A 20852-nucleotide genomic window follows, 5' to 3' on the forward strand; every position below is an offset into this window, starting at 1 on the left:
ATAAAATTTATGAGTTTCCTTAAGAAACTGTGGAGTTTCGGCACTCTGCTAAGCTTTCCAGACCCTTTTGTCATATGCACACACGCTAAAAAGCCGACTAAATAAGTGATTTTCTCATTTAGTCAGCTGATATATATTTTCAAGACTCATTCATAATCCTCAATGTGAATTTCCAGTCTGCCTGGCAAACAGATTTTTTATAAGAAGTCCTTGCAGGATACAAGAAGGTCTATCTTCTTCCACTGCGTCTCTTCGTCAATACAGTTTCCTTCTTCCACGGAAGCAAATCCACACTGCGGGGAAAGTGCAATCTGCTCTCCCACTACCGCTTTTGCTTCCTCATAACGTTTCTTAATTTCATCGTGGTCTTCCAGAACAGGATTCTTTGTGGAGATCAGCCCTGCCACAAAGAGAGCGTCCTTATCTTTTAACACTTTCCAAGGTTCAAAAGAACCTGAGCGCGCATCGTCATACTCTACAAAGAATGCATCATACGGAATGTCTGCAATGACTGGTGCCACTGCATCATAAAATCCAGAAAATAACGGATTCCCTTTGAAATTTCCTTTGCAGAAATGTGTTGCAACAACCATATCAACAGGCTTCTTTTCCAATGCTTTTGTGGACACATTCCAAAACCAGTTCAACACCTCTTTCTGCGTATAACCAAGTGCTTCTACTTTCTGTAAAAACTTCTCATCAATCAGGTAGGTCCATGAAGTATCGTCAATCTGCAGATAGCGGCATCCATGATCATAAAAATCCAAAATTGCCTCCTGATAAGCCTTTGCAATATCATCAATCAAAGCTTTTAAATCTCTTCCATAATACGGAGTTTCTTTGTTGCCAAGCTGAAGGAAGTGATCGATCAGAATCATATTCGGACCGGAAATACATTTCTTCGCAGTCACACCTTCATACTGGGATGCCAGCCTGTGAAGATAATCCCATGCTTCCACCTCCGGGTGAACCTTATTCTTGTCATAGAAAATCTTTCCTGTCACTGTTCCAAGCTCGATTTCATTACTCGTTCCATTGATTTCCTTCGTAAAATGAATTGTATCAAATCCATCGAACTCTTTCAGCCAGTCCAGATGCCACCAGCGGCGGCGGAACTCTCCATCTGTGATAAATGGAAGGCCATGCTCCACTTCTTTTTTAACCAGCTTTGTAATCTCCTCGTCCTCAACCTTTTTCAAATCTTCTCTTGTGATTGCACCACTTTTAAACTCTGCTCTCGCTTTTTTAATTGCCTCCGGGCGGAGGAAAGAACCTACAATATCATACTTTATCTGAATCATATCAAAATCTCCTTTTCCCATGTTTTTTGCTATCCTCTTCATGCATTACACTATACAAGAGAAAAGAAGATTTGAAAAATACATAAAAAGCGCAGTTTGTCATAACTTTAAGTTATGGCAAACTGCATTTCTTAAGAAATCATTTTTCCATTGTGTCTGTTGGTCAGTATCGTCTAAATCTTCCTGATCTTGTGAAATATAATTGTCTCGAACAATATCTGCACTTTCTTCATATAAATGTTCCAGCGCCTCGAATTTTTCTTCAAACTGCCCGGAAAATTTGTTCCAGATCTGTGCACGATATTTCTGAAACCCGAAAAGATCTGTCAGATAACTAAACCGCTCCAAATCCTCAAATGTCATTTTTCTATTTTCAAGTAAAATATCTCTGTCCTTCTCTCCACAAAAATACAAAAATGCATATTTTTCAATATCTGCCTGATTCATATTCCGCCTCCTCTTTTTTGTTCCGTTTTGCCTCACTTTTACAACCGATTTTATCTTGATTCAACTGCAAAATCAATAGAAAAGGTGCAAAAAACGAGACAAAATTTGAGACTAATAAACGATACATTACAGATGTCGAAATCAATGCATTTACTATATATTTTGATACTTATCTTCGTGGTGCTCCAGCCAGATAAAGACACCAACACAAATCACTACAGAAATGAGTGAGCCTGCCGGAGCTGCACATCCCATTGGGAACAGCGTATCCTTAAAATGCACTGACGCATAGTAGGATAGTGGGATTCTCGCACACACAATCGATATCGAATTATGAATGAACGAAATCACTGACAGACCATATGCATAGAAATATCCACTCAGGCAGAAATGAATTCCTGCGAAAATGCAGTCTGACGCATAGCTGCGAAGATATCCGGCTCCACTTACTGCAACTGCACCATCATTTGTAAATAATCCTACCAGCGGAACTGACACAAACTGTACGATAATCGTCATAATTAATCCATATGTCACCGTAATCATCAGCACATATTTTAATGTCAGCTTTGCACGGTCGTGTTTTCCCGCTCCGATATTCTGCGCCACAAGTGCTGAGATTGTAGACATCATAGACGATGGAACAAGGAATAAAATACTGATGATCTTCTCCACAATTCCAACTGCTGCCGCATCTGTCAGTCCTCGCTGGTTTGCAAAAATCGTGATTACAACAAAAGATACCTGGATGAAACCGTCCTGCAGGCACACCGGAACTCCGACCTTTAAAATATTTTTCATGGTCATGCGTTTCGGTCTGAAATCCGATTTTTCCAGACGAATTCCACCCTTTCTTTTCAAAATCACAACCATCGATACAACTACACTGATTGCCTGTGCGATTGTCGTTCCAAGGGCGGCACCGGCTGCATCCAACCCCAGCAGCCCAATAAACAGATAATCCAATCCGATATTGGCCGCACATGCCACCGCAATAAAATACATCGGACTCTTAGAATCCCCCATCCCCCGGAAAATGGAGCTGATAATATTATAAGCTGTGATAAAAGGAATCCCTATAAAACAAATAGTCAGATAACGAACTGTCCCTTCTACTGCCTCCGCCGGAGTAGACATTATTCCCACAATTGGTCGGACAAGCACAAGAAGGACTGCCATCAGAACCATAGCTATTCCCATAAACATCGTCACCGTATTTCCGATACATTCCGCTGCCTGCCGTTTATTTTTTGCACCGATACTACGACCGATCATCACTGTCGAACCCATGGCAAGTCCCACTATCATTACCGTTAACATATGCATGATCTGACTTCCGATCGACACTGCTGTCGTACTGCTGACTCCTCCGAACTGCCCTACAATGAACAGATCTGCCATTCCATATAATGTCTGTAAAAAGTATGACAACAAGTACGGTAAAGAAAAATAAACTACCGTCTTGAACACACTGCCACTCGTCAAATCTCTCTCCATAATAAAAATTACCTTTAAATCCTACTTCTGTATTTTCTCCATTTTACATATATTCTGGATTATTTCTTTCCATACTTTCTCTTTAAGCCCGGCATCTTTTCTTCCATCATTTTCAAGAACCTGTCTTTTTCTCCTGAATCCATTCCATCTTTCGCAATAATTGTGATCTGCCACTCCTTTGTAAAGAGAAGGAAATAATGCTCTGTCTCAATTAATGTATCCATAACTTCATATCTGACTGCATTTTTCCCACCGGAAAGCGGATTCTGGATCAGAATATCTGCATCGCGAAATACAATTGGTGCGATCACTTCTTTTTTTCCATAAAGCTCATCCAATTTTTTCAGGAATCCTTTAATCTGTTTGCTCTCGATCATTTTTAATTCCCCATAAAAAATGACAATTGCAAATACTGCCAGCAACATCGTAGACGGTCTTCCTGCCAACATACAATATGCTGCCAGCAGCACAAATGCTGCACTGGCAATTGCACTGATCTTACGGATTCCCGGCTTGATCAGATATTTTCTCGCCTCTTTTAATGCTGACTCATTAATAACCGACTGTACTTCCATTTTAACCTCTCCTCATATTTTATTCCTTATCACTTTTCAGATATTACAGCATATTTTTCCAAGCCTCAGGCTGCCTCTGCCTCAGACTCGATTATTTCCTTGAAAAAATGTGTTTTATAAACACATAGAGTACAATTACAGATGCGCCTAAGTATCCAATTGCACCAAGTGCCGGGATGCCCAGAATCTTCGGCTTCATATCTGTCGTGCAGATAATGCTGGAACTAATAAGCAGCGCCATGACCCAAAGACCCATGACCACATTTCTCGTGACGCGGCGCAACAAATTCGCCAGGTCTTCTCCTGCATGCAGATCCAGATTGATCCTCGTCTGACCTTTCATGTAACCGTCTAAAAGATCTGCCACAAGAGCCGGAATATCCACTGCTTTTCTCATAGACAGATAAATGCTCTTCGCCCCGGATTTTGCTTCTTTTTTCCAGTCATGATTCTGGATAAACTGACTTTTCAGCCGGGATGCTGCAATCTCTACCATATTAATCTGCGGACTGATATCCGCAAGCACCCCCTCTACATGAGCAAGTCCTCTCGCCAGCATAGTCAGTCCGTGGGGCATGGTGATTTTATTTTCCTTCATGACATCCATGAGATCCTGAAGGACTTCTGCCACGTCAATATTTCCCATATCTGCCGTTCCATACTTTGCCATCAAACCTCGAATGTCCTTATAAAGCTGGCTTGGATCTGGCTCTCCGCGAAATTCTCCAAGCGCCAGCACAGCATCCTGGATCATGCCGATATCATTAAAGGCAACACCTTCCACTGCCTTGGCAATCTGTTCCCGGTCGCGTTCTGTAAGTCGTCCCATCATACCCATGTCGATCCAGACAATCTTACCATCCCGGATTCGTACATTTCCCGGGTGCGGATCCGCATGAAAAAAGCCGTCGTCCATGACCTGTTTGATGAAATTGTCCACATATTTGCTTCCTATTTCATTCATATCATAGCCATCTTCCAGCAAATGTTCCTTATCATCAATGGCGTAACCATCAATGTACTCCATCACAATAACCGAAGACGTGGTGTATTCTTTAAAAAGAACCGGCGTATCCACAAATGCAACGTCCCTGTTCTTCTCTTTGAACTCTTCCATATTCCCGGCTTCAATGATGAAATTCATTTCCTCTTGAGTGACCTTCCACAGCTCATTCAATACCATTTTAAAATCCACCATGTCAGTGATACTGATTGGTGGAACAAGGGATACCAGCTTGTGCATGAGTCCGATATCTCGCGCCATGGTCTCATAAATACCTTTTCGCTGTACCTTAATGACCACTTCTTCTCCAGTTTTTAACCGTGCCCGATGCACCTGCGCGATAGACGCTGAACCAAGCGGTGTCTCATCGATCCACTCAAATTCTTCCTGCCACTCATATCCAAAAGAGTCCCGAAGCACCTCCTCCACCTCATAAAAAGGCATCGGAGGTACATCGGAACACAACTTCTGCAATTCATCACAATAATTCTTCGGTAAAATATCTGATCTCAGGGACATCAACTGACCGACCTTAACAAAAGTCGGTCCCAAGTCTTCCAAAATCAACCTCAACTTTTCCGGAGTGATTCCTTTTGAAATTTCATGCTTGTGAAGAACCGCCGCTATTTCTCGAAATCTTCCTTTGTATCCATTTTCATTTTTCTTTTCGGACACGTTATTCTTCCTCTGTCTCAGTTTCTTCTACAGTTTCCATTTTACTGTCAGTTTCATCTTCTTCTGTCTCCGTTTTCTCATGGTCATCGACATCTTCCACCTCAGTTGCTGAACCTGGAATATCATCGTCCTCTACGACCTCTGCTTCCACAACCTCTGCCTCATGTACCGTATGCATCCTTCCATTGGAAGCTTTGTAATCTTTGATCGTAGACTTCACATTATGCTTTAACTCTTTGTTGAGCACCTTTCCCTGCTCAACTGTCTCCTCACCTTTTTTTGCAAGAGTATCCAGAATATCTGCAGATTTCTCCACTGCATACGCTGCTGTTCCGATTCCTGCAAGTGCCAGTTTCTTTAATCCTTCTCCTAATCTTTCCATAAGTCATATCTCCTTTACGTCTATTCTAAAACTTCTATATTACGGAAGTCTTGTTCTAAATTGGATTACTGCAATATCTGCGCTATCTTCGGCAAAAATATAATGCACCCTGCGATTGCTGCCATAATTGCCGCAATGAGCACTGCTCCTGCTGCGGTATCTTTCGCAACTTTCGCCAACGGGTGATATTCTTCTGTCACCATATCCACCACCGCTTCCACTGCCGTATTCACATGTTCCAGCGCCATGACCAGTCCGAACAGCACCATACAGATGCACCACTCAATCGCTGAAATCTTCAAAATCACACCCGCAATCACAACAACCACTGCCGCCACACAATGAATCTTCATATTCCGTTCTTTCCGGACACAAGTAAAAATTCCCTGAAAGGCATAGCCGAAACTTCGATATAGCGGATCTTTCTTTTCCATTTTCATTCGAATCACCTACTTTTATATGTGTCACTATTATAACAAATTTCATTGATAATATCCAGTATGCCCGAAAGTTTTCCCTTTTTAAAATGTGTACCAAAATTACACAATTCAAAAAGGGACAGGTTAAACTTCAATTGGGGACGGGGTTTTTTTCAAAAAACCCCGTCCCCAATTGAAATTGTATTAATTGTCTTATTTATTTTTCCACGGCCACCGTATCTCTGCCTTGAACAGATCTGCCTCTGTCTCAACATGGAAGTGTCCACCTTGCAGTTCTGTAAAGCTTCTTACGATTGCAAGTCCCAGACCGGAGCCCTCTGAATTTCTGGATTCATCACCGCGTACAAAACGCTCGGTAATCTCCTGTGGATTGAATGTCAATTCATCTTTCGAAACATTTTTCATCTGTACTACGATTTCATTTTCTTCTCTGAAAATATCCACAAATACCCTTGTATGTGGCATTGCGTATTTGGTAACGTTCACGATCAGGTTTTCAAAGATCCGGTATGTCTTTTGTCCATCCAGAACAGCCATCATCTTTTCTTCCGGATAATTGCATTTGAATTCCAGATCTGTTTTTTCGATTTTTTCATCCAGTTCCAGCTTCACCTGTTTAAACAGGTTCACAACATCAACATCTGTCAGATTCAATGTTATATTTTTGCTGCTTGCCTTACTGATATCGAACAAATCTTCAATCAGCACTTTCAGGCGCATAGATTTTCGTTCCAGCACATCGACATACTCTTTCTTTTTCTCTTCGTCTTTTTCATCTTTCAGAAGATTAACATAAGTAATGATTGCTGTCAGTGGTGTTTTCAGATCGTGGGACACATTTGTAATGAGTTCTGTCTTCATACGCTGGCTTTTTATTTCCTCTTCCACTGCTTTTTTGTAGCCTTCCTGAATCTTTTCAATCTCTGGTTTAAATGGATTGAACACGCCAAGATCTTCCTGGATTTCCACATTCATATTGCCTTTCGCCAATTCTCCGGTTGCTTCTAAAAGTCTGGCGTATTTTCGCTTTATGTCTTTGTAATATTTCCGCAAAATGAAGAATAATATAATGGAATATATGACAAGTGCCTGCATGCGATAGTCCCAGAAAAGACATACTAAAAATAATACGGCAAAGTTGCAAATAACGATTCTGAGTAAAATTTTGTTGCTCTTATCCGTCAAATCTACTTCCTGCAGCGATTTCCATACTTTTGCAACAAATGCTTTAAATCTTTTTCCAAGGGATTTTGCAGTATCTTCTCCGTTGCTCCCTATCATTTTGATTTTCTTCCAATGGCGTCCGACCATGGTCTGCTGTTTCAAGTATCCTTTTATTCCCAGCGGTATGACTCTTCTAAGGCTCGCTGCGATCCAGTATGTGGCTGCAAATGTTCCGAGCCACACCATCCAGTCTAAGAAATCCGGATACCCTTTCGTCCGGCTTAACAATGCTCCGCTTTGATTCATCAAGATTTCAATCAGCACAAAAGCTGCAATCACAGTCACCTCCAACGGAGCATGGAAGATTTTTTCATTTCCCGTCTGAAAAGTCTTGAAGCAAGGATATAGCCATGCCGCAGCCGCTACGACCAGCATCCACAACAAAATTGTATTATTCATTTCATCTGGTGCGTAATCCGAATCCGGATTTCCGATTTTATAATCATTGATATACTCCTTCAGATTCTCCGTTGACATTGCAAACAAGTATGTTCGGTTCTTCGGTGTCTGCAAGGATACTTCCTCATAATCCTCATCCGTATCAGGATAAATCGTCACTTCACAATAAGACAGCCAGCTGTCCTGAAAATAATTCCCGATAAGCTTTCTCATGGTTACTGTCTGTTCTTTTGCATAATCACTTTTCTTAATGTTGACACTTGGTTTCCCATTTGCATCATACGAAATAATCATTCCAAGGGCATAATTTTTTAGATTGCTTTCTGTCAGATTCTTCCCTGAACTGACCGTACTTTTTTCAACATCACCGCCATTTTCATCAAGCACCCGATAGTCCAGATAAGAATTAAAATGTGAATACTCTGACATTTCTGCATTGTAAGAATCATACAGAGATTTTTCAACATCATCTGCGTACTTTCTTTCACTTTCTGTATTATAGAGCAGATACGTACTCTCCAGAAAATGTCCCAGAAAATCTGACGATTTCTCCGCATTTTTAAATGCTTTTGTCTTCGTCTCAGTTTTCATCTGATACCAGCCAAAATACCCGGTCATCATTGCCAATGATGGAATCAATATTGTAATCATGATAAAAAATATAGCTAATTTATGCCTGTTTTTCAATTTTGTATCCAACTCCCCACACCACCTTCAAATATTTTGGTTCCTTCGGGTTAATCTCAATTTTCTCACGAATATTCCGCACATGCACCATGATCGTGTCTGTGTTGACTGCACGTTCATTCCACACACGTTCATAAATCTCGTCTGCAGAGAACACCCTTCCAGGATTCTTCATTAACAGTAATAAAATTTTATATTCCATCGGAGTTACTTTTACAAGTTCCCCATCCACACGAACTTCCACTCGTTCTTCATCTAGTTCAAGACCTCCGATCACGTGAATGTTCTGCGTCTTTTCTTTGTCTCCTAATTTTTCCATAAATCTCCGGTATCTGCGAAGCTGTGAATTTACTCTTGCAAGCAGCTCCAATGGAGTAAATGGTTTTGTTACATAATCATCAGCTCCCATATTAAGCCCCATGATCTTATCCACTTCTTCTGATTTTGCAGACAGAAAAATCACCGGAAAATCGTATTTTTCCCGAAGCTTTACCGTCATCTGGATCCCGTCCATTCTTGGCATCATCACATCCACAATTGCCAGATGGATTTCTTCCTTCTCAATTACTTCCAGTCCCTCAACTCCGTCTGCCGCCTGGAATACTACATATCCCTGGCTTTTCAAATATATCTCAACACCCTCCCGGATTTCCTTATCGTCTTCAACGATCAGCACATGGTTCATTTCCATACTCTTATATACCTCTCACTTTCTCATACTTTTGCTGCCTTTCCAAGTATACCATATCCGGCACCTCCTTTTTCACTTTTCTTCAAGATTTCAAGAATGCCTCGGCATTCTTGCTGCGAGGTGCGCGTCATGCAATTGCATGACATACTTCTACTGCGCACCTCTGCAAGTCTACACTCCGTTTCGGTCGGCGCAAAACCATTGTCCACCGGACAATGTGCGCCCTGCCGGAGGCTATATCAGCTGGAAGATGACTCCCACCACTGATACCAGCTTGTTTCTCACCACCTATAGAGGTGTGAGTCATCTTCCAGCTGATATATAATTTCTCTTGTTTTAAATATCATAAAAATGAATATTAAAAAACAGCATGCAGAAATTCGAAAGATTTTCTAAAGATTCTACAATTGAATTTCTCGCTTTAACGTACTATACTGTTTTTATATATTTCGATTGCTATGAGGTTCGTCTGTTTTCATAATCTCATTGCTATCATACCTATAAAAATAATATGAGGTGAATTTATGCATAAAGAATTCTTAATGGGTAATGCCGCCATCGCGCTCGGCGCTGTAGCTGCCGGTGTAAATGTGGTCGCAGGTTACCCTGGAACACCTTCTACCGAGGTTCTTGAGACGGTCGCAAAATACCGCCCGGATGATGTCTATGTAGAATGGTCTGTCAATGAAAAAGCCGCTATGGAGCTGGCCGCCGGCGCTGCTTACGCCGGAGCGCGTTCTCTCGTCACTATGAAGCAGGTCGGTTTAAATGTTGCATCTGATCCACTTATGAGTTTGGAATATGTTGGAGTCAAAGGTGGCATGGTCATTCTCGTTGCCGATGATCCGGGACCGATTTCTTCCCAGACCGAGCAGGATACAAGACATTTTTCCAGATTTTCCAAGCTCCCTTGTTTCGACCCTTCTTCCGCCCAGGAAGCTTATGAGATGATTCAGGAAGCATTTGAATGCTCCGAAAAATATAAAACACCGGTATTCCTCCGTCCGACCACAAGAGTCTGTCATGGCTATGCAACCATCGATATCAAGGATAAATCCGAATACTACCACAACAAACCGGAAGGCTTTATCAAGGATTCCAAGCGTTGGGTCATTTTCCCGAAACTGTCTTTTATGAATCATCAGAAAATTGAAGCCAGGAACAAAGAGCTTTCCGATGTTTTTTCTTCTTATGAAAAGAACAAACTGATTCCGGCTTGTGACAAATATGCCGACTCAAAAAAAGGTATTGCTTCCGGAGGAATCAGCTATACATACGCTATGGAGACATTAAAAGAGACTGGTATGGTACGCCATCTGAAAGTCTCTACACCGCACCCGTTTCCTGAGAAACTGGCAGTCGAGTTCTTAACCGGACTGGACGAAGTGCTCTGTCTGGAAGAATTAGATCCAGTCATCGAACGTGAATTAATTTATATTTGCGGGAAATATCATTTAAATACGAAGATCATTGGCAAGCTGAGCGGTGATACTGCCTGTGCCGGAGAAAATACACGAGACAGCGTCTCTAATTATATCCATACATTTCTTGGATTAGACACGTCAAAAGCACAGGAACTTCCAGAGCCTCCGGCTCTGCCTGTACGTCCTCCGGTTCTGTGTGCCGGCTGTCCGCACCGGGCTTCTTTCTACGCAGTCAAAACTGCCATGAAAGGTAAGAAAACGATTTTCTGCGGTGACATCGGCTGTTATACACTTGGAAATGCCATGCCTCTTGACATGGTCGATACTTGTCTGTGCATGGGCGCCGGACTCAATATTGCACAGGGCGTAGAAAAAGTAGAACCCGATACCACCTGCTTTGCATTCGTGGGCGATTCTACATTTTTCGCCTCCGCGATCACCGGCGTAGTAAATGCAGTCTACAATCAGGCAAATATGGTACTCGTTGTTCTCGACAACTCTACAACTGCCATGACCGGCCACCAGCCACACCCTGGCACCGGACGGACCGTCATGGGAGAAATTGTCCAGAAAATCAATATTGAACAGGTACTGCGAGGAATTGGTGTCACCGAGATTGAGACCATCAATCCTCTGGAACTGGAAGCTTCTGTTTCTTGTGTTAAACGCATGGCAGAAAAATCCGGCGTAAGAGCAATCATTTTCAAAGCTCCTTGTATTGCCGTTACCAAGCCAAAAGCTCCGCTTCATGTTGATCAGGATTCCTGTATCGGCTGTAAAAAATGTATCCGTGATCTGGGCTGTCCGGCGATTGTGATGAATGATGGAAAAATCTGCATTGACGCTTCTATGTGTACCGGCTGTCATCTTTGCAGCCAGGTGTGCCCGGTCTGTGCAATTGCAGGAGGTGACGATTATGAATAATATCGTAAATAATACAACTACAGCAAATGTTATAAACACTTCCGATATCGCAACAAACAGAAATATTGTTCTGTGTGGTGTCGGCGGTCAGGGAACTGTCCTCGCCTCCAAACTCCTTGCAGCAGCAGCTATGAGCAAAGACATTCCTGTCATGAGTGCTGAAACCATCGGTATGGCACAACGTGGCGGCAGCGTCTTCAGTCATTTGCGTATGGGAAAAAATCTATATTCCCCAATGATCAAAACCGGAACTGCCGATCTTATTATTGGCTTTGAACCTGGAGAGACGGTACGAATGCTGCCTTACCTGAAAGAACATGGGCAGGTTGTCGTCAGTACCCACGCGATCAAACCAGTTACCGCAACACTAAGCGGCTCTTCCTACGATGCGCCTCCGATGATCGATTATCTGAAGAAACATGTGGAAAATCTGACTCTTATCGATGCAGATACTATTTGCCGGGAAATCGGTTCTCAGAAAGTATTGAACATGGTACTTTTAGGTGCAGCTATCCGCACCGGAGTTTTAGATTTTTCCCTTGAGGAAATAGAAGAAGTAATGAAAAAGACCTTGCCAGAGAAATTCCATGAAATGAATTTAAAAGCACTACGTTACGCATAAATTATATAACATAGAAAGGATTTATCACTATGCAGATTTCATCAAATCAAATTGCACAAGTTAACCAGCAGATTCAGGCTTTATTAAATGCCAATAATTTCTATGGAAAAAAATTAAAAGAAGCTGGCGTATCCAGCATTCAGTCCGCAGAAGATTTCGAAAATCTTCCATTTTCTGAAAAGAATGATTTAAGAAACGCTTACCCACTTGGACTTATGACTGCTCCTGAAGAAAAAATTGTTCGAATCCACTCTTCTTCCGGAACAACCGGGCTTCCGGTCATTATTCCATATACAGCAAAAGATGTGGATGACTGGGCAATCATGTTCAAGCGCTGCTACGAAATGGCAGGCATGACGAACATGGATCGTATTCAGATCACACCGGGATATGGACTGTGGACTGCCGGAATCGGTTTTCAGGCCGGCGCTGAAAAACTGGGCGCTATGGTCGTTCCTATGGGACCCGGAAATACCGACAAACAGCTTCAGATGATGATGGATATGAAGACAACTGTTCTTGGCTCCACTTCTTCCTACGCACTTCTTCTGGCAGAGGAAATCGAGAAACGTGGAATTAAAGATAAGATTCACTTAAAAAAGGGAATCATTGGCTCCGAGCGTTGGGGCGAAAAAATGAGAAACCGCATCAAGAGAGAGCTTGGAATTGAGATTTACGATATCTACGGTCTGACTGAGATTTACGGTCCAGGAATCGGAATCAGCTGCTCACATGACTGTGGTATGCATTACTGGGACGATTACATTTACATTGAAATCATTGATCCGGTAACTGGAAAAGTCCTGCCGGACGGAGAACTTGGCGAAATCGTCATCACGACTCTTGTAAAAGAAGGTGCACCTCTGATCCGTTACCGCACTCATGACCTGTCACGTATCATTCCGGGAGAATGCCCTTGTGGAAGCAAATTCCCACGTCTTGATACAATCATGGGACGTACTGATGACATGATGAAGATTAAAGGTGTCAATGTATTCCCAAGCCAGATTGAGGAGATTCTGAAAGAATTCTCTGAAGTTTCCAGCGAATATCAGATTCGCATCTCACATCTGGACGGAAAAGATACCATGCGTATCTATGTTGAGACAAATGGAACAGTAGACTTCCAGGATCTGAGCAAACGAATTGCTTCCGTAGTTAAGAGCCGCATCGGATTCACACCACTTGTAAAAGTCGTTGAGATCGGACTACTTCCGAGAAGTGAGAAGAAGACGAAACGTGTGATTGATGAGAGATATGAGTAAATGTAATTTTATGCAATAAATTGCCGGCTGCTAGGTTCACTGTCAGAAACGGTTCAATGAAACACCCTCATAGCCAAGAAAATTTACGAATCCTCCTGGCTATGAGGGTGTTGTTTTTTATTCATGTAGCTCCAACGGCAAACCATCTGGATCAAAGAAAAATGTCATCTTCTTTTGGGTGTAGCTGTCCAATCGAATTGGTTCGCATCCTATCCCCATCTGTTCCAGTTCTAAATCATAAAAATCACTTTGTATTTTCATCATTAATAATAGTTGCTTTTGAAGAAGTATAATCAACATTCAGTGTAACATCTTCCCCCGGTGTGAGTAAGTATATATCTCCCAAAGCTGCCCCTCGACCTCCTTCAGCTTTGCTTGAAATTACCCTATAAATTCCCGGTGAAAGTCCAATCGTATCGTCTCCGTCATAAAGATCGCCTTCGTATACATTATCATTTCTCAGAAAGATAATGTAATCTTCTTCATAATATTCTCTGCCCGTATATGTCAGCGTCAAATTCACATAAAACTTTTCTTTCTCTTCGTCGGTCATTTCATCTATACGGTCGTCAACATTTTTATCGTAATATTCTGCTCTGTCATTAATGTCTGTAGTATCAGTTTCAAGCTGCTCTATATCCAAGGTCTGAAATGCCGAATCCTCATCCGCATTTTGATTACAGCCTGTAATCGAAAGTACAACAGCCATAGAAATAATCGCCATGGCAGCTATCTTTTTAAAATTGTAACCCATTCTTTTAAAACATCCTTTCTACTTCTTCAGGTCGTCTTCACCGAAGCTGTATGGCAAGAGTTCACGCATGGTGAGGATTTTTTCTTCTTTGTCGTTGGCGATGAGGATTGGTGTGTCTGGCAGGAGAAGTTCACTTAGTACCTGGCGGCAGGCTCCGCAAGGCATGGTGAGTTTTTCTGCATGGGTAGTAATTGCCATGGCTTTGATATCTTCTTTCCGATAGCCTCTGGAATATGCTGCAAATATGGCGCTTCGTTCTGCGCAATTTGAAAGTCCGTATGATGCATTTTCGACATTGGAACCGGTTATATATTGCCCGTCAGTTAATTCAACGCATGCTCCGACTTTAAAATCAGAATATGGTGCATAGGCATTATCGATAGCATTCATGGCATATATTTTCAATTTATTGCTCTTCTTCGTCCTTCTTTTTCCGGTCATGGATTCTACCCTGAGGCGGAATACCGCTGTCATTGGAATCACTTTTTCATTGAACGGAAAATCTTCTCTCCGGTACTGCTTCATTAATATCCTTAATGCCTCGTACTTTTCTTCTTCGTTAAGCATCTCGATATATCCCTGACCAATTACACTTTCATACTCCATGGCGCAGTTTCCCTGGGCTTTATCCAAAATCAACTGATGTCCACAGTCCATTTCGAAAGATGCCCGGTTGTCTTTTTCTATTAACTCGTATTTTTTTCCTTCCAGTGCCCCGTGAAAATAAAGTACCGGCATATCATTTTCTACCTGAAGTCCAAAATTTAGCGGAACGATGTATGGATAATCTCCATCGTGAAGTGCTATCCTGCATACATCACATTTTCTCATTACTTCTAATATGTCCTGTTTATCTGTAATCTCTCTGTCTCTTCGTCTCATAAAATCATACCTTTCAATTACTTTTGTGTATAATTCAAGAATGCCTCGGCATTCTTGCTGCGAGGTGCGCGTCATGCAATTGCATGACATACTTCTACTGCGCACCTCTGCAATCCTGCCGGAGGCTATATCAGCTGGGGGATTGACTTCCACCACTGATACCAACTTGTTTCTCACCCTATAGAGGTGGGAGTCATCTCCCAGCTGATATAATCATAGTAACATATATAAAAATTATCTTCCAGTTTAATAATATTAGACTTTCCACATCCGGTAAATATAATGATACTTCATGCCATCCTGCCGGAGGCTTTTTAGTATAATAGGAAATGCGATTTCCTATTATACTAAGAAAATACGGCAGGATCACCCCGCCGTATTTTTACGTGTCTTTATTTGTTTTAATTCTAAAATCTTACGATTCTATTTTATGATTTTTACTCAGCTTTTTTTGCTGTCATCTTAGGTCTTACTACGAAGATTACAAGTACAAGACCGATTACTGCTACGATTGCTGCAAGACGGAATACTGAATCTACACCATTCTGAATATATGCAACATTTGTAGGATCTGCTGCTGTACTTAAGTTGTAAGCAGCTCCGAATACTGCTGCTGCAATTGTGTTTGCAAGTGAGTTTACGAAGTTTACAAGTGATGTACCTACACCCATGTCAGCCGGCTGTAATGTTGCCTGTGCACTTGGTGTGATAGATACGGAACGGTAACTCTCAGCAATACCTGTGATTGTCAGTGCTACGAAGTAAATGATGATTGATGTACTTGGTGTTGTGAATCCCATAACTGCCATTGGCACTGCTACGAATAATGTTCCAATTACCATAGCTTTCCAAGCATTAGATGCTTTCTTACCAACCCATACACCTGCCATTGTTGGCAGGAAGATTGTGATGATTGTACGTGGCATCTGAAGAGCTCCTGCTGCACTTGTGGAAGCTCCCATAACTCTCATAGCTCCGATTGGTGCGTATACGTTCATAGCACTCTGATAGAAGTAGCAGATAAATCCAACGATCAGAAGTACTGTATACTGTGAGTTTTTGAACAGTTTCAGAGGAATCAGCGGCTCTGCTGATTTTCCTTCAATTTTTACAAGTACAACTAATGCTACGATACCGATTACGAAACCTGCGATAATTGCCGGATTTCCCCATCCCATAGATGAACCGAAGTTCAGGGCAAGAAGGATACCTGCAAGTGCTACTACAAGTGCAATGATACCAGGAATGTCGATTGAAACTTTTCCTTCTCTCTTAACATTTGGCATATTCATACCAATCAGTACAACTCCAAGAATAAGTGGTACTGCCGGCATAAGGATAGCAACTTTTAAAAGTCCCATATCTGTCAGGATACCTGCGATAATACTTCCACCGAATCCTCCGACAGCGATTGCTGTTGCCAGCATACCCATTGCCTTTGGAACATCTTTTCTCTCATTGATCAGACCAGCAATGATGTATGGAGCTGCTGTAAATGCACCCTGTGCAAATCCGATTAAGAGACGAAGAATCATAAGTGGTACTAAGGAACGTACAAATGCAAATGCAATACCGCATACTGCGCAGATGATTCCAGGAATCACTACAATATTTCTACGTCCGATTAAGTCTCCAAGTTTTCCACCAATAGGAGTCATAATAGACACTCCCATTCCGGCAAAAATAGAGAACAGGGATACATATCCCATTGCGTTAACACTCTCCAGAATTGGAGATGTCAGTGTTGCAAATACAAGTCCATACATTGCTACGGAAAGCATCATACAGATACATCCAATCTGAACTGCATTCTTTTTGCCCTTCGGAAGCGGAATTGCTACCTGTGGCTGTGTTTGTTATTCGTTTGCCATGATAATTACTCCTTTTCTCTCATTTTTCTTTAGATTTATTTATTTGTTATTTTTTAACCACTGAGTTGCGCAGTATGCCAGACAGCTTGGTCCGATCGGGCATACACCCTCATTAAACTGAACCTTTGGATTATGAGCTCCGTACTGACCTCTCTCATCCGGATATCCTGCTGACAGATACATAAATGTTGATGGAACCTTTTCTGCGATTGATGCAAAATCCTCTGAAGCACTTGCAGAAATTCCTGGATAAGGCATCATTCCCGGAATATTCATCTCCTTCATGTATCCTACAAATTCATCTGTAAGTTTCGGATCACAAATAAGCGGCGGTACTTCTGAAAGCATTGTAATCTCAGCAGTTCCCCCATAACTTTCTGCTGTCTTTGTTGCAACCTCTTTCATTCTGCGGACCATAAGCTCTCTTGCCTGCTTATCATTACTTCTGATTGTTCCTTTCAGTGTTGCAACATCCGGAATAATATTCTCAGCTGTTCCACCCTGGAACTGACCTACTGTCATAACGCATGCTTTGGTAGGATCAACCTCTCTTGCCATGATAGCTTCTAATGCAAGATATACATGAACTCCAATGTTGATCGGATCGATAGAATTCTGTGGATAAGCTCCGTGAGAACCTTTTCCTTTGATATCGATCTGGAATCCATCTACAGAATACATCATAGTTCCGTTGTCATTATACATATAGATTCCTACCGGCATTTTTCCTGCTGCCACATGATAAGCAAGGGCTGCATCTACCTTCGGATTCTCTAAAATACCATTTTCAATCATATTCTTGCTTCCCAGGAAGTTCTCCTCAGCCGGCTGGAACATAAATTTAACTGTTCCTTCCAGTTCAGACTCATTCTCTTTAAGCATCTTAGCTGCTGTAAGAAGCATAGCTGCATGGAAGTCATGTCCACATGCGTGAGCTTCTTTTCCTGTTGGACATGCAAATGGTTCTCCACTTTCTTCCGGCATCGGAAGAGCATCCATGTCTGCACGAAGCATAATACATTTTCCGCCGTGACCTAATGTTGCGGTAACTCCATAACCACACTCCTTAGGTTCAAGCCCATACTCAGTAAGCTTTTTCATAACATATGCCTTTGCTTTTGGCATATCAAGACCAACCTCTGCATTTGTGTGGAAGTAGCGACGATTTGCAATCGTTTCTTCGTTGAGCTCCTGAGCTCTTTCATAATAGTTCATATTGGTTCCTCCTTTTTATATGGACACGTAAATATACATTTACGCAAAACAAGGGGCAGACTCATGCCTTACATGTTCTTACCCCTTTGTAACCTGATTCAGCTGTGTGAAATTACTCCCATTTATTTTATTCACAACAGTCACCTTTCCCCTTCAAACCAATCTTAATTTCTGTAAATATCATTTATGGAACATATCCAGCACATTTCCGGAACACTTCAAGAACATTTACAGAATACTTATGGAATATTTATGGCATAATTATAGCAATGCTTAATAAAATCGTCAATCATTTTTACACTCTATTAGATAATTTTAATCAGCGATTGACATTTTGTGCAATTATCCCATATTTAAGTTAAAAAAACTGTGCAATATTTCATTTAGTCACTTGAATTATGCGCACATTTCAATTAGAATATACAAGGGAGGCGAGTACTATGAAACAAAAAATCGTGATTATCACAAGTAAATACCTTCATCCTTTTGTTGAAAAGGCATTTGAAGATTTTAAAGAAGACTGTACTGTGACCATTGCAGATTATACGAATTTTGATCACATTACAGATATTTATAGAAAATATGAAAAAACTGCTGATGGATTTATGATAAGCGGAACGACTGCCATGGCAGCAATCGAACATCATATTGGAGAATTCCAGAAACCAGTCATCTCCTTTCATGCTGACCTGATTTCTTTTTACCATGCCCTGATCAAGCTTTTTCTTGAGCGGAGAGACCTGGATCCGACAAGATGTATTTTCGACTTTATGCTTCCAATCGTAAAAGATCCTGAGCACCCGGTTGAAGCCACTGCCGATTATCTGATTCATGAAATGGATCTTAATAATCTTGCTTTAACAATGGATAAATGGGCTAGCCAAAGTACAACAGGTGATTTTTCAATGGTGGAGATGAACATTGCACTTCGGACAATCGAACTTTGGGAAGCCGGCAAGATTGATATGGTATTGTGCGCTTACAGCAGCACCATGCCGCTTTTGGACGAGAAAGGCGTTCCGAACTACTTCCTATATCCGGTAAAAAATCAGCTGGAGTCCCAGATCAAAGAACTTCTTGCACAGATTAAACTGGAAAAATACAGAGAAAATCTTCCGGTTGCAATTGCAATTGCTGACCGCAATAAAACTTCCGGCAAAAAATCTGATGACAGTGTTCAGGATGCTGTCCAGAAAGTTTCAAAAGCCCTTCTGATCGATGCAGTATTTCAGGCTGAATCTGAAATTTATTATATTTATACTACTCATCGTGTCGCAGCTATGCTGACAAAGAATTTTGAGGTAGAATATCTGGATTCTGCATTAAAAGATGACTATGGCATTTCAACAGCAATTGGATATGGTATTGGAAACAGCATTACTGAAGCAAAGAAGCATGCCGAAAATGCATTGCGTGAATCCTGGAGTTCAACCGGAAGCTTCGTCATGAATGAGTCAAACCAGATTATCGGACCGCTTGGTTCTTCCCAGCTTCCGAGTTTCCAGCAGAATCTTCCAGACGATATCTTTCAGATTGCCGAGAAATGTAAGTTATCTACACTTACAATCCAGAAGCTGATATCAATTGTTAAGATGAATGGATCTTATGAAATAACTACAAATGAACTGGCAAATCACCTTGGTGTTACTGTCCGTAATGCCAACCGTATCCTGCGCAATCTTGAAAATGGCGGCGCTGCCACGATTGCACATACCCGTTCCACTGCTTCAAAAGGTCGTCCAGTTAAAGTATATCGCTTAAACTTATAAAAAGTATAGGAGCAAAACTGTCAAAATTACAGATTGCTCCTTTTTATTTATGTGAAATAGACATAGTAAAAGCGGATACCAACTATTTTATTGATATCCGCCCCTACTGTGTTGGTTCAATCATCTTCAATTGTTCCTTTCTCTTTTTCATTCTTTAATCTTCTGTGTTCGGTGGTCCGTACCTTCCTTTCATAATCTAGGGGGAGTATCGGTACTAAACTTATCTGCTTTTTCTTTCCCGATACACTTCAAATAACTTTATGAATATTTACAACTCGCGTTTGTCTTATATTTCACATCTGTTATTTGATGGTTTAATATTAGCATACGCGAGTTGTTTTGTCAATATATTTGATTAATTTATTCATATTTTTTATCTATTTATTTTCATCTTTGCTATTTTCAGAATTCTTTCGTACTAAAGTCCTTACTTCAATCAGATTTCCGTCCAGATCATAAAAACGCACAACCTTCTGTCCCCAACTATAAGTCATCAGTTGGTTTACATATTTGATGTCCGGATATAACTTTTCCAACTTTTCTACAAATGCTTCTATATCTGATTCTTCAAAATAAAGTTCACAGGCATTATTTTCTGGAATGACTTCTTTTTTCAAAAAGCTTTTCCAGATTTTTTCGTCCTGAAGGACGAGCCCTTCTGTCAGAATCGCATTTCCATCATTGTCCAGTATTGTATCCAGACCAAATAAATCATGATAAAATTTTTTAGATTTTTCGATATCCTTTACAACAATCAACACATTTCTCAGCTTCATACACTTCTCCCCTGTTCTGTCATACGGAT

Annotated in this window: 18 protein-coding genes and 1 pseudogene; 4 read left to right on the forward strand and 15 right to left on the reverse strand. The window is 41.2% G+C overall.

Annotated features, from left to right (window positions below):
- Positions 1-197: 197 nt before the first annotated feature.
- The 9 genes from NQ560_RS10150 to NQ560_RS10190 form a co-directional block, all read right to left on the reverse strand.
- On the reverse strand, positions 198-1301 hold the full coding sequence (locus NQ560_RS10150) for a 5-methyltetrahydropteroyltriglutamate--homocysteine S-methyltransferase (RefSeq protein ID WP_040015666.1): 1104 nt from the start codon (positions 1299-1301) through the stop codon (positions 198-200).
- Positions 1302-1400: 99 nt separating this feature from the next.
- The gene (locus NQ560_RS10155) at positions 1401-1748 is read right to left on the reverse strand and encodes a hypothetical protein (RefSeq protein ID WP_005333981.1); all 348 of its coding nucleotides are present in this window, start codon (positions 1746-1748) and stop codon (positions 1401-1403) included.
- Between the two features lie 153 nt (positions 1749-1901).
- Complete coding sequence (locus NQ560_RS10160; RefSeq protein WP_040015557.1) at positions 1902-3245, reverse strand: MATE family efflux transporter; 1344 nt, start codon at positions 3243-3245, stop codon at positions 1902-1904.
- 59 nt (positions 3246-3304) lie between these two features.
- Positions 3305-3820 carry a YcxB family protein gene (locus tag NQ560_RS10165; RefSeq protein WP_005333983.1) on the reverse strand — a complete coding sequence of 172 codons (516 nt, stop codon included), beginning with the start codon at positions 3818-3820 and terminating at the stop codon, positions 3305-3307.
- A 91-nt stretch (positions 3821-3911) separates the two neighbouring features.
- A complete protein-coding gene (locus tag NQ560_RS10170; protein WP_005333984.1) occupies positions 3912-5498 on the reverse strand; it encodes an ABC1 kinase family protein in 1587 nt (528 codons plus the stop codon).
- 1 nt (position 5499) lies between these two features.
- On the reverse strand, positions 5500-5880 hold the full coding sequence (locus NQ560_RS10175) for a hypothetical protein (RefSeq protein ID WP_005333985.1): 381 nt from the start codon (positions 5878-5880) through the stop codon (positions 5500-5502).
- A gap of 65 nt (positions 5881-5945) precedes the next feature.
- Positions 5946-6320: a diacylglycerol kinase family protein gene (locus NQ560_RS10180; RefSeq protein WP_005333993.1), complete on the reverse strand. Its 375-nt coding sequence runs from the start codon at positions 6318-6320 to the stop codon at positions 5946-5948.
- Positions 6321-6512: 192 nt separating this feature from the next.
- Positions 6513-8642 (reverse strand): sensor histidine kinase, encoded by a 2130-nt coding sequence (locus NQ560_RS10185; RefSeq protein WP_005333995.1) that lies wholly within the window; start codon positions 8640-8642, stop codon positions 6513-6515.
- Positions 8614-9321: a response regulator transcription factor gene (locus NQ560_RS10190; protein ID WP_005333997.1), complete on the reverse strand. Its 708-nt coding sequence runs from the start codon at positions 9319-9321 to the stop codon at positions 8614-8616. The genes NQ560_RS10185 and NQ560_RS10190 overlap by 29 nt, the downstream gene beginning before the upstream one ends.
- 524 nt (positions 9322-9845) lie before the next feature.
- Here NQ560_RS10190 and iorA point away from each other — a divergent pair.
- The 3 genes from iorA to NQ560_RS10205 are packed head-to-tail and all read left to right on the forward strand — an operon-like array spanning position 9846 to position 13556.
- Complete coding sequence (gene iorA, locus NQ560_RS10195) at positions 9846-11669, forward strand: indolepyruvate ferredoxin oxidoreductase subunit alpha (RefSeq protein WP_005334001.1); 1824 nt, start codon at positions 9846-9848, stop codon at positions 11667-11669.
- A complete protein-coding gene (locus tag NQ560_RS10200; protein WP_005334003.1) occupies positions 11662-12291 on the forward strand; it encodes an indolepyruvate oxidoreductase subunit beta in 630 nt (209 codons plus the stop codon). The genes iorA and NQ560_RS10200 overlap by 8 nt, the downstream gene beginning before the upstream one ends.
- A gap of 29 nt (positions 12292-12320) precedes the next feature.
- A complete protein-coding gene (locus tag NQ560_RS10205; protein ID WP_005334005.1) occupies positions 12321-13556 on the forward strand; it encodes a phenylacetate--CoA ligase family protein in 1236 nt (411 codons plus the stop codon).
- A gap of 117 nt (positions 13557-13673) precedes the next feature.
- Here NQ560_RS10205 and NQ560_RS10210 read toward each other — a convergent pair.
- The 5 genes and pseudogenes from NQ560_RS10210 to NQ560_RS10230 form a co-directional block, all read right to left on the reverse strand.
- Positions 13674-13787: pseudogene (locus tag NQ560_RS10210) on the reverse strand (SMU1112c/YaeR family gloxylase I-like metalloprotein); the annotation flags it as partial.
- 13 nt (positions 13788-13800) lie between these two features.
- Positions 13801-14310, reverse strand: coding sequence for a hypothetical protein (locus NQ560_RS10215; RefSeq protein ID WP_005334009.1), 510 nt, complete (start codon positions 14308-14310; stop codon positions 13801-13803).
- Positions 14311-14328: 18 nt separating this feature from the next.
- Positions 14329-15192, reverse strand: coding sequence for a cytidine deaminase (gene cdd / locus NQ560_RS10220; RefSeq protein ID WP_040015559.1), 864 nt, complete (start codon positions 15190-15192; stop codon positions 14329-14331).
- A gap of 437 nt (positions 15193-15629) precedes the next feature.
- Complete coding sequence (locus NQ560_RS10225; RefSeq protein WP_005334011.1) at positions 15630-16976, reverse strand: MFS transporter; 1347 nt, start codon at positions 16974-16976, stop codon at positions 15630-15632.
- A 126-nt stretch (positions 16977-17102) separates the two neighbouring features.
- Entirely contained in the window at positions 17103-18278 is a 1176-nt protein-coding gene (locus NQ560_RS10230) for a M20 family metallopeptidase (RefSeq protein ID WP_005334012.1), read from the reverse strand.
- 440 nt (positions 18279-18718) lie between these two features.
- Here NQ560_RS10230 and NQ560_RS10235 point away from each other — a divergent pair, with 440 nt between their 5' ends.
- On the forward strand, positions 18719-20047 hold the full coding sequence (locus tag NQ560_RS10235) for a helix-turn-helix domain-containing protein (RefSeq protein WP_040015561.1): 1329 nt from the start codon (positions 18719-18721) through the stop codon (positions 20045-20047).
- Positions 20048-20424: 377 nt separating this feature from the next.
- Here NQ560_RS10235 and NQ560_RS10240 read toward each other — a convergent pair whose 3' ends face one another.
- Entirely contained in the window at positions 20425-20823 is a 399-nt protein-coding gene (locus NQ560_RS10240; RefSeq protein WP_005334015.1) for a VOC family protein, read from the reverse strand.
- Positions 20824-20852 lie beyond the last annotated feature (29 nt).

This window comes from Dorea formicigenerans, assembly GCF_025150245.1.
Classification (GTDB): Bacteria; Bacillota; Clostridia; order Lachnospirales; family Lachnospiraceae; genus Dorea; species Dorea formicigenerans.

Bases quoted from the DNA above. Each gene is read 5' to 3' on its own strand.
- NQ560_RS10150 (WP_040015666.1), bottom strand. From the start codon at position 1,301: ATGATTCAGATAAAGTATGATATTGTAGGTTCTTTCCTCCGCCCGGAG.
- NQ560_RS10155 (WP_005333981.1), bottom strand. From the start codon at position 1,748: ATGAATCAGGCAGATATTGAAAAATATGCATTTTTGTATTTTTGTGGA.
- NQ560_RS10160 (WP_040015557.1), bottom strand. From the start codon at position 3,245: ATGGAGAGAGATTTGACGAGTGGCAGTGTGTTCAAGACGGTAGTTTAT.
- NQ560_RS10165 (WP_005333983.1), bottom strand. From the start codon at position 3,820: ATGGAAGTACAGTCGGTTATTAATGAGTCAGCATTAAAAGAGGCGAGA.
- NQ560_RS10175 (WP_005333985.1), bottom strand. From the start codon at position 5,880: ATGGAAAGATTAGGAGAAGGATTAAAGAAACTGGCACTTGCAGGAATC.
- NQ560_RS10180 (WP_005333993.1), bottom strand. From the start codon at position 6,320: ATGAAAATGGAAAAGAAAGATCCGCTATATCGAAGTTTCGGCTATGCC.
- NQ560_RS10190 (WP_005333997.1), bottom strand. From the start codon at position 9,321: ATGGAAATGAACCATGTGCTGATCGTTGAAGACGATAAGGAAATCCGG.
- iorA (WP_005334001.1), top strand. From the start codon at position 9,846: ATGCATAAAGAATTCTTAATGGGTAATGCCGCCATCGCGCTCGGCGCT.
- NQ560_RS10200 (WP_005334003.1), top strand. From the start codon at position 11,662: ATGAATAATATCGTAAATAATACAACTACAGCAAATGTTATAAACACT.
- NQ560_RS10205 (WP_005334005.1), top strand. From the start codon at position 12,321: ATGCAGATTTCATCAAATCAAATTGCACAAGTTAACCAGCAGATTCAG.
- NQ560_RS10215 (WP_005334009.1), bottom strand. From the start codon at position 14,310: ATGGGTTACAATTTTAAAAAGATAGCTGCCATGGCGATTATTTCTATG.
- cdd (WP_040015559.1), bottom strand. From the start codon at position 15,192: ATGAGACGAAGAGACAGAGAGATTACAGATAAACAGGACATATTAGAA.
- NQ560_RS10225 (WP_005334011.1), bottom strand. From the start codon at position 16,976: ATGATGCTTTCCGTAGCAATGTATGGACTTGTATTTGCAACACTGACA.
- NQ560_RS10230 (WP_005334012.1), bottom strand. From the start codon at position 18,278: ATGAACTATTATGAAAGAGCTCAGGAGCTCAACGAAGAAACGATTGCA.
- NQ560_RS10235 (WP_040015561.1), top strand. From the start codon at position 18,719: ATGAAACAAAAAATCGTGATTATCACAAGTAAATACCTTCATCCTTTT.
- NQ560_RS10240 (WP_005334015.1), bottom strand. From the start codon at position 20,823: ATGAAGCTGAGAAATGTGTTGATTGTTGTAAAGGATATCGAAAAATCT.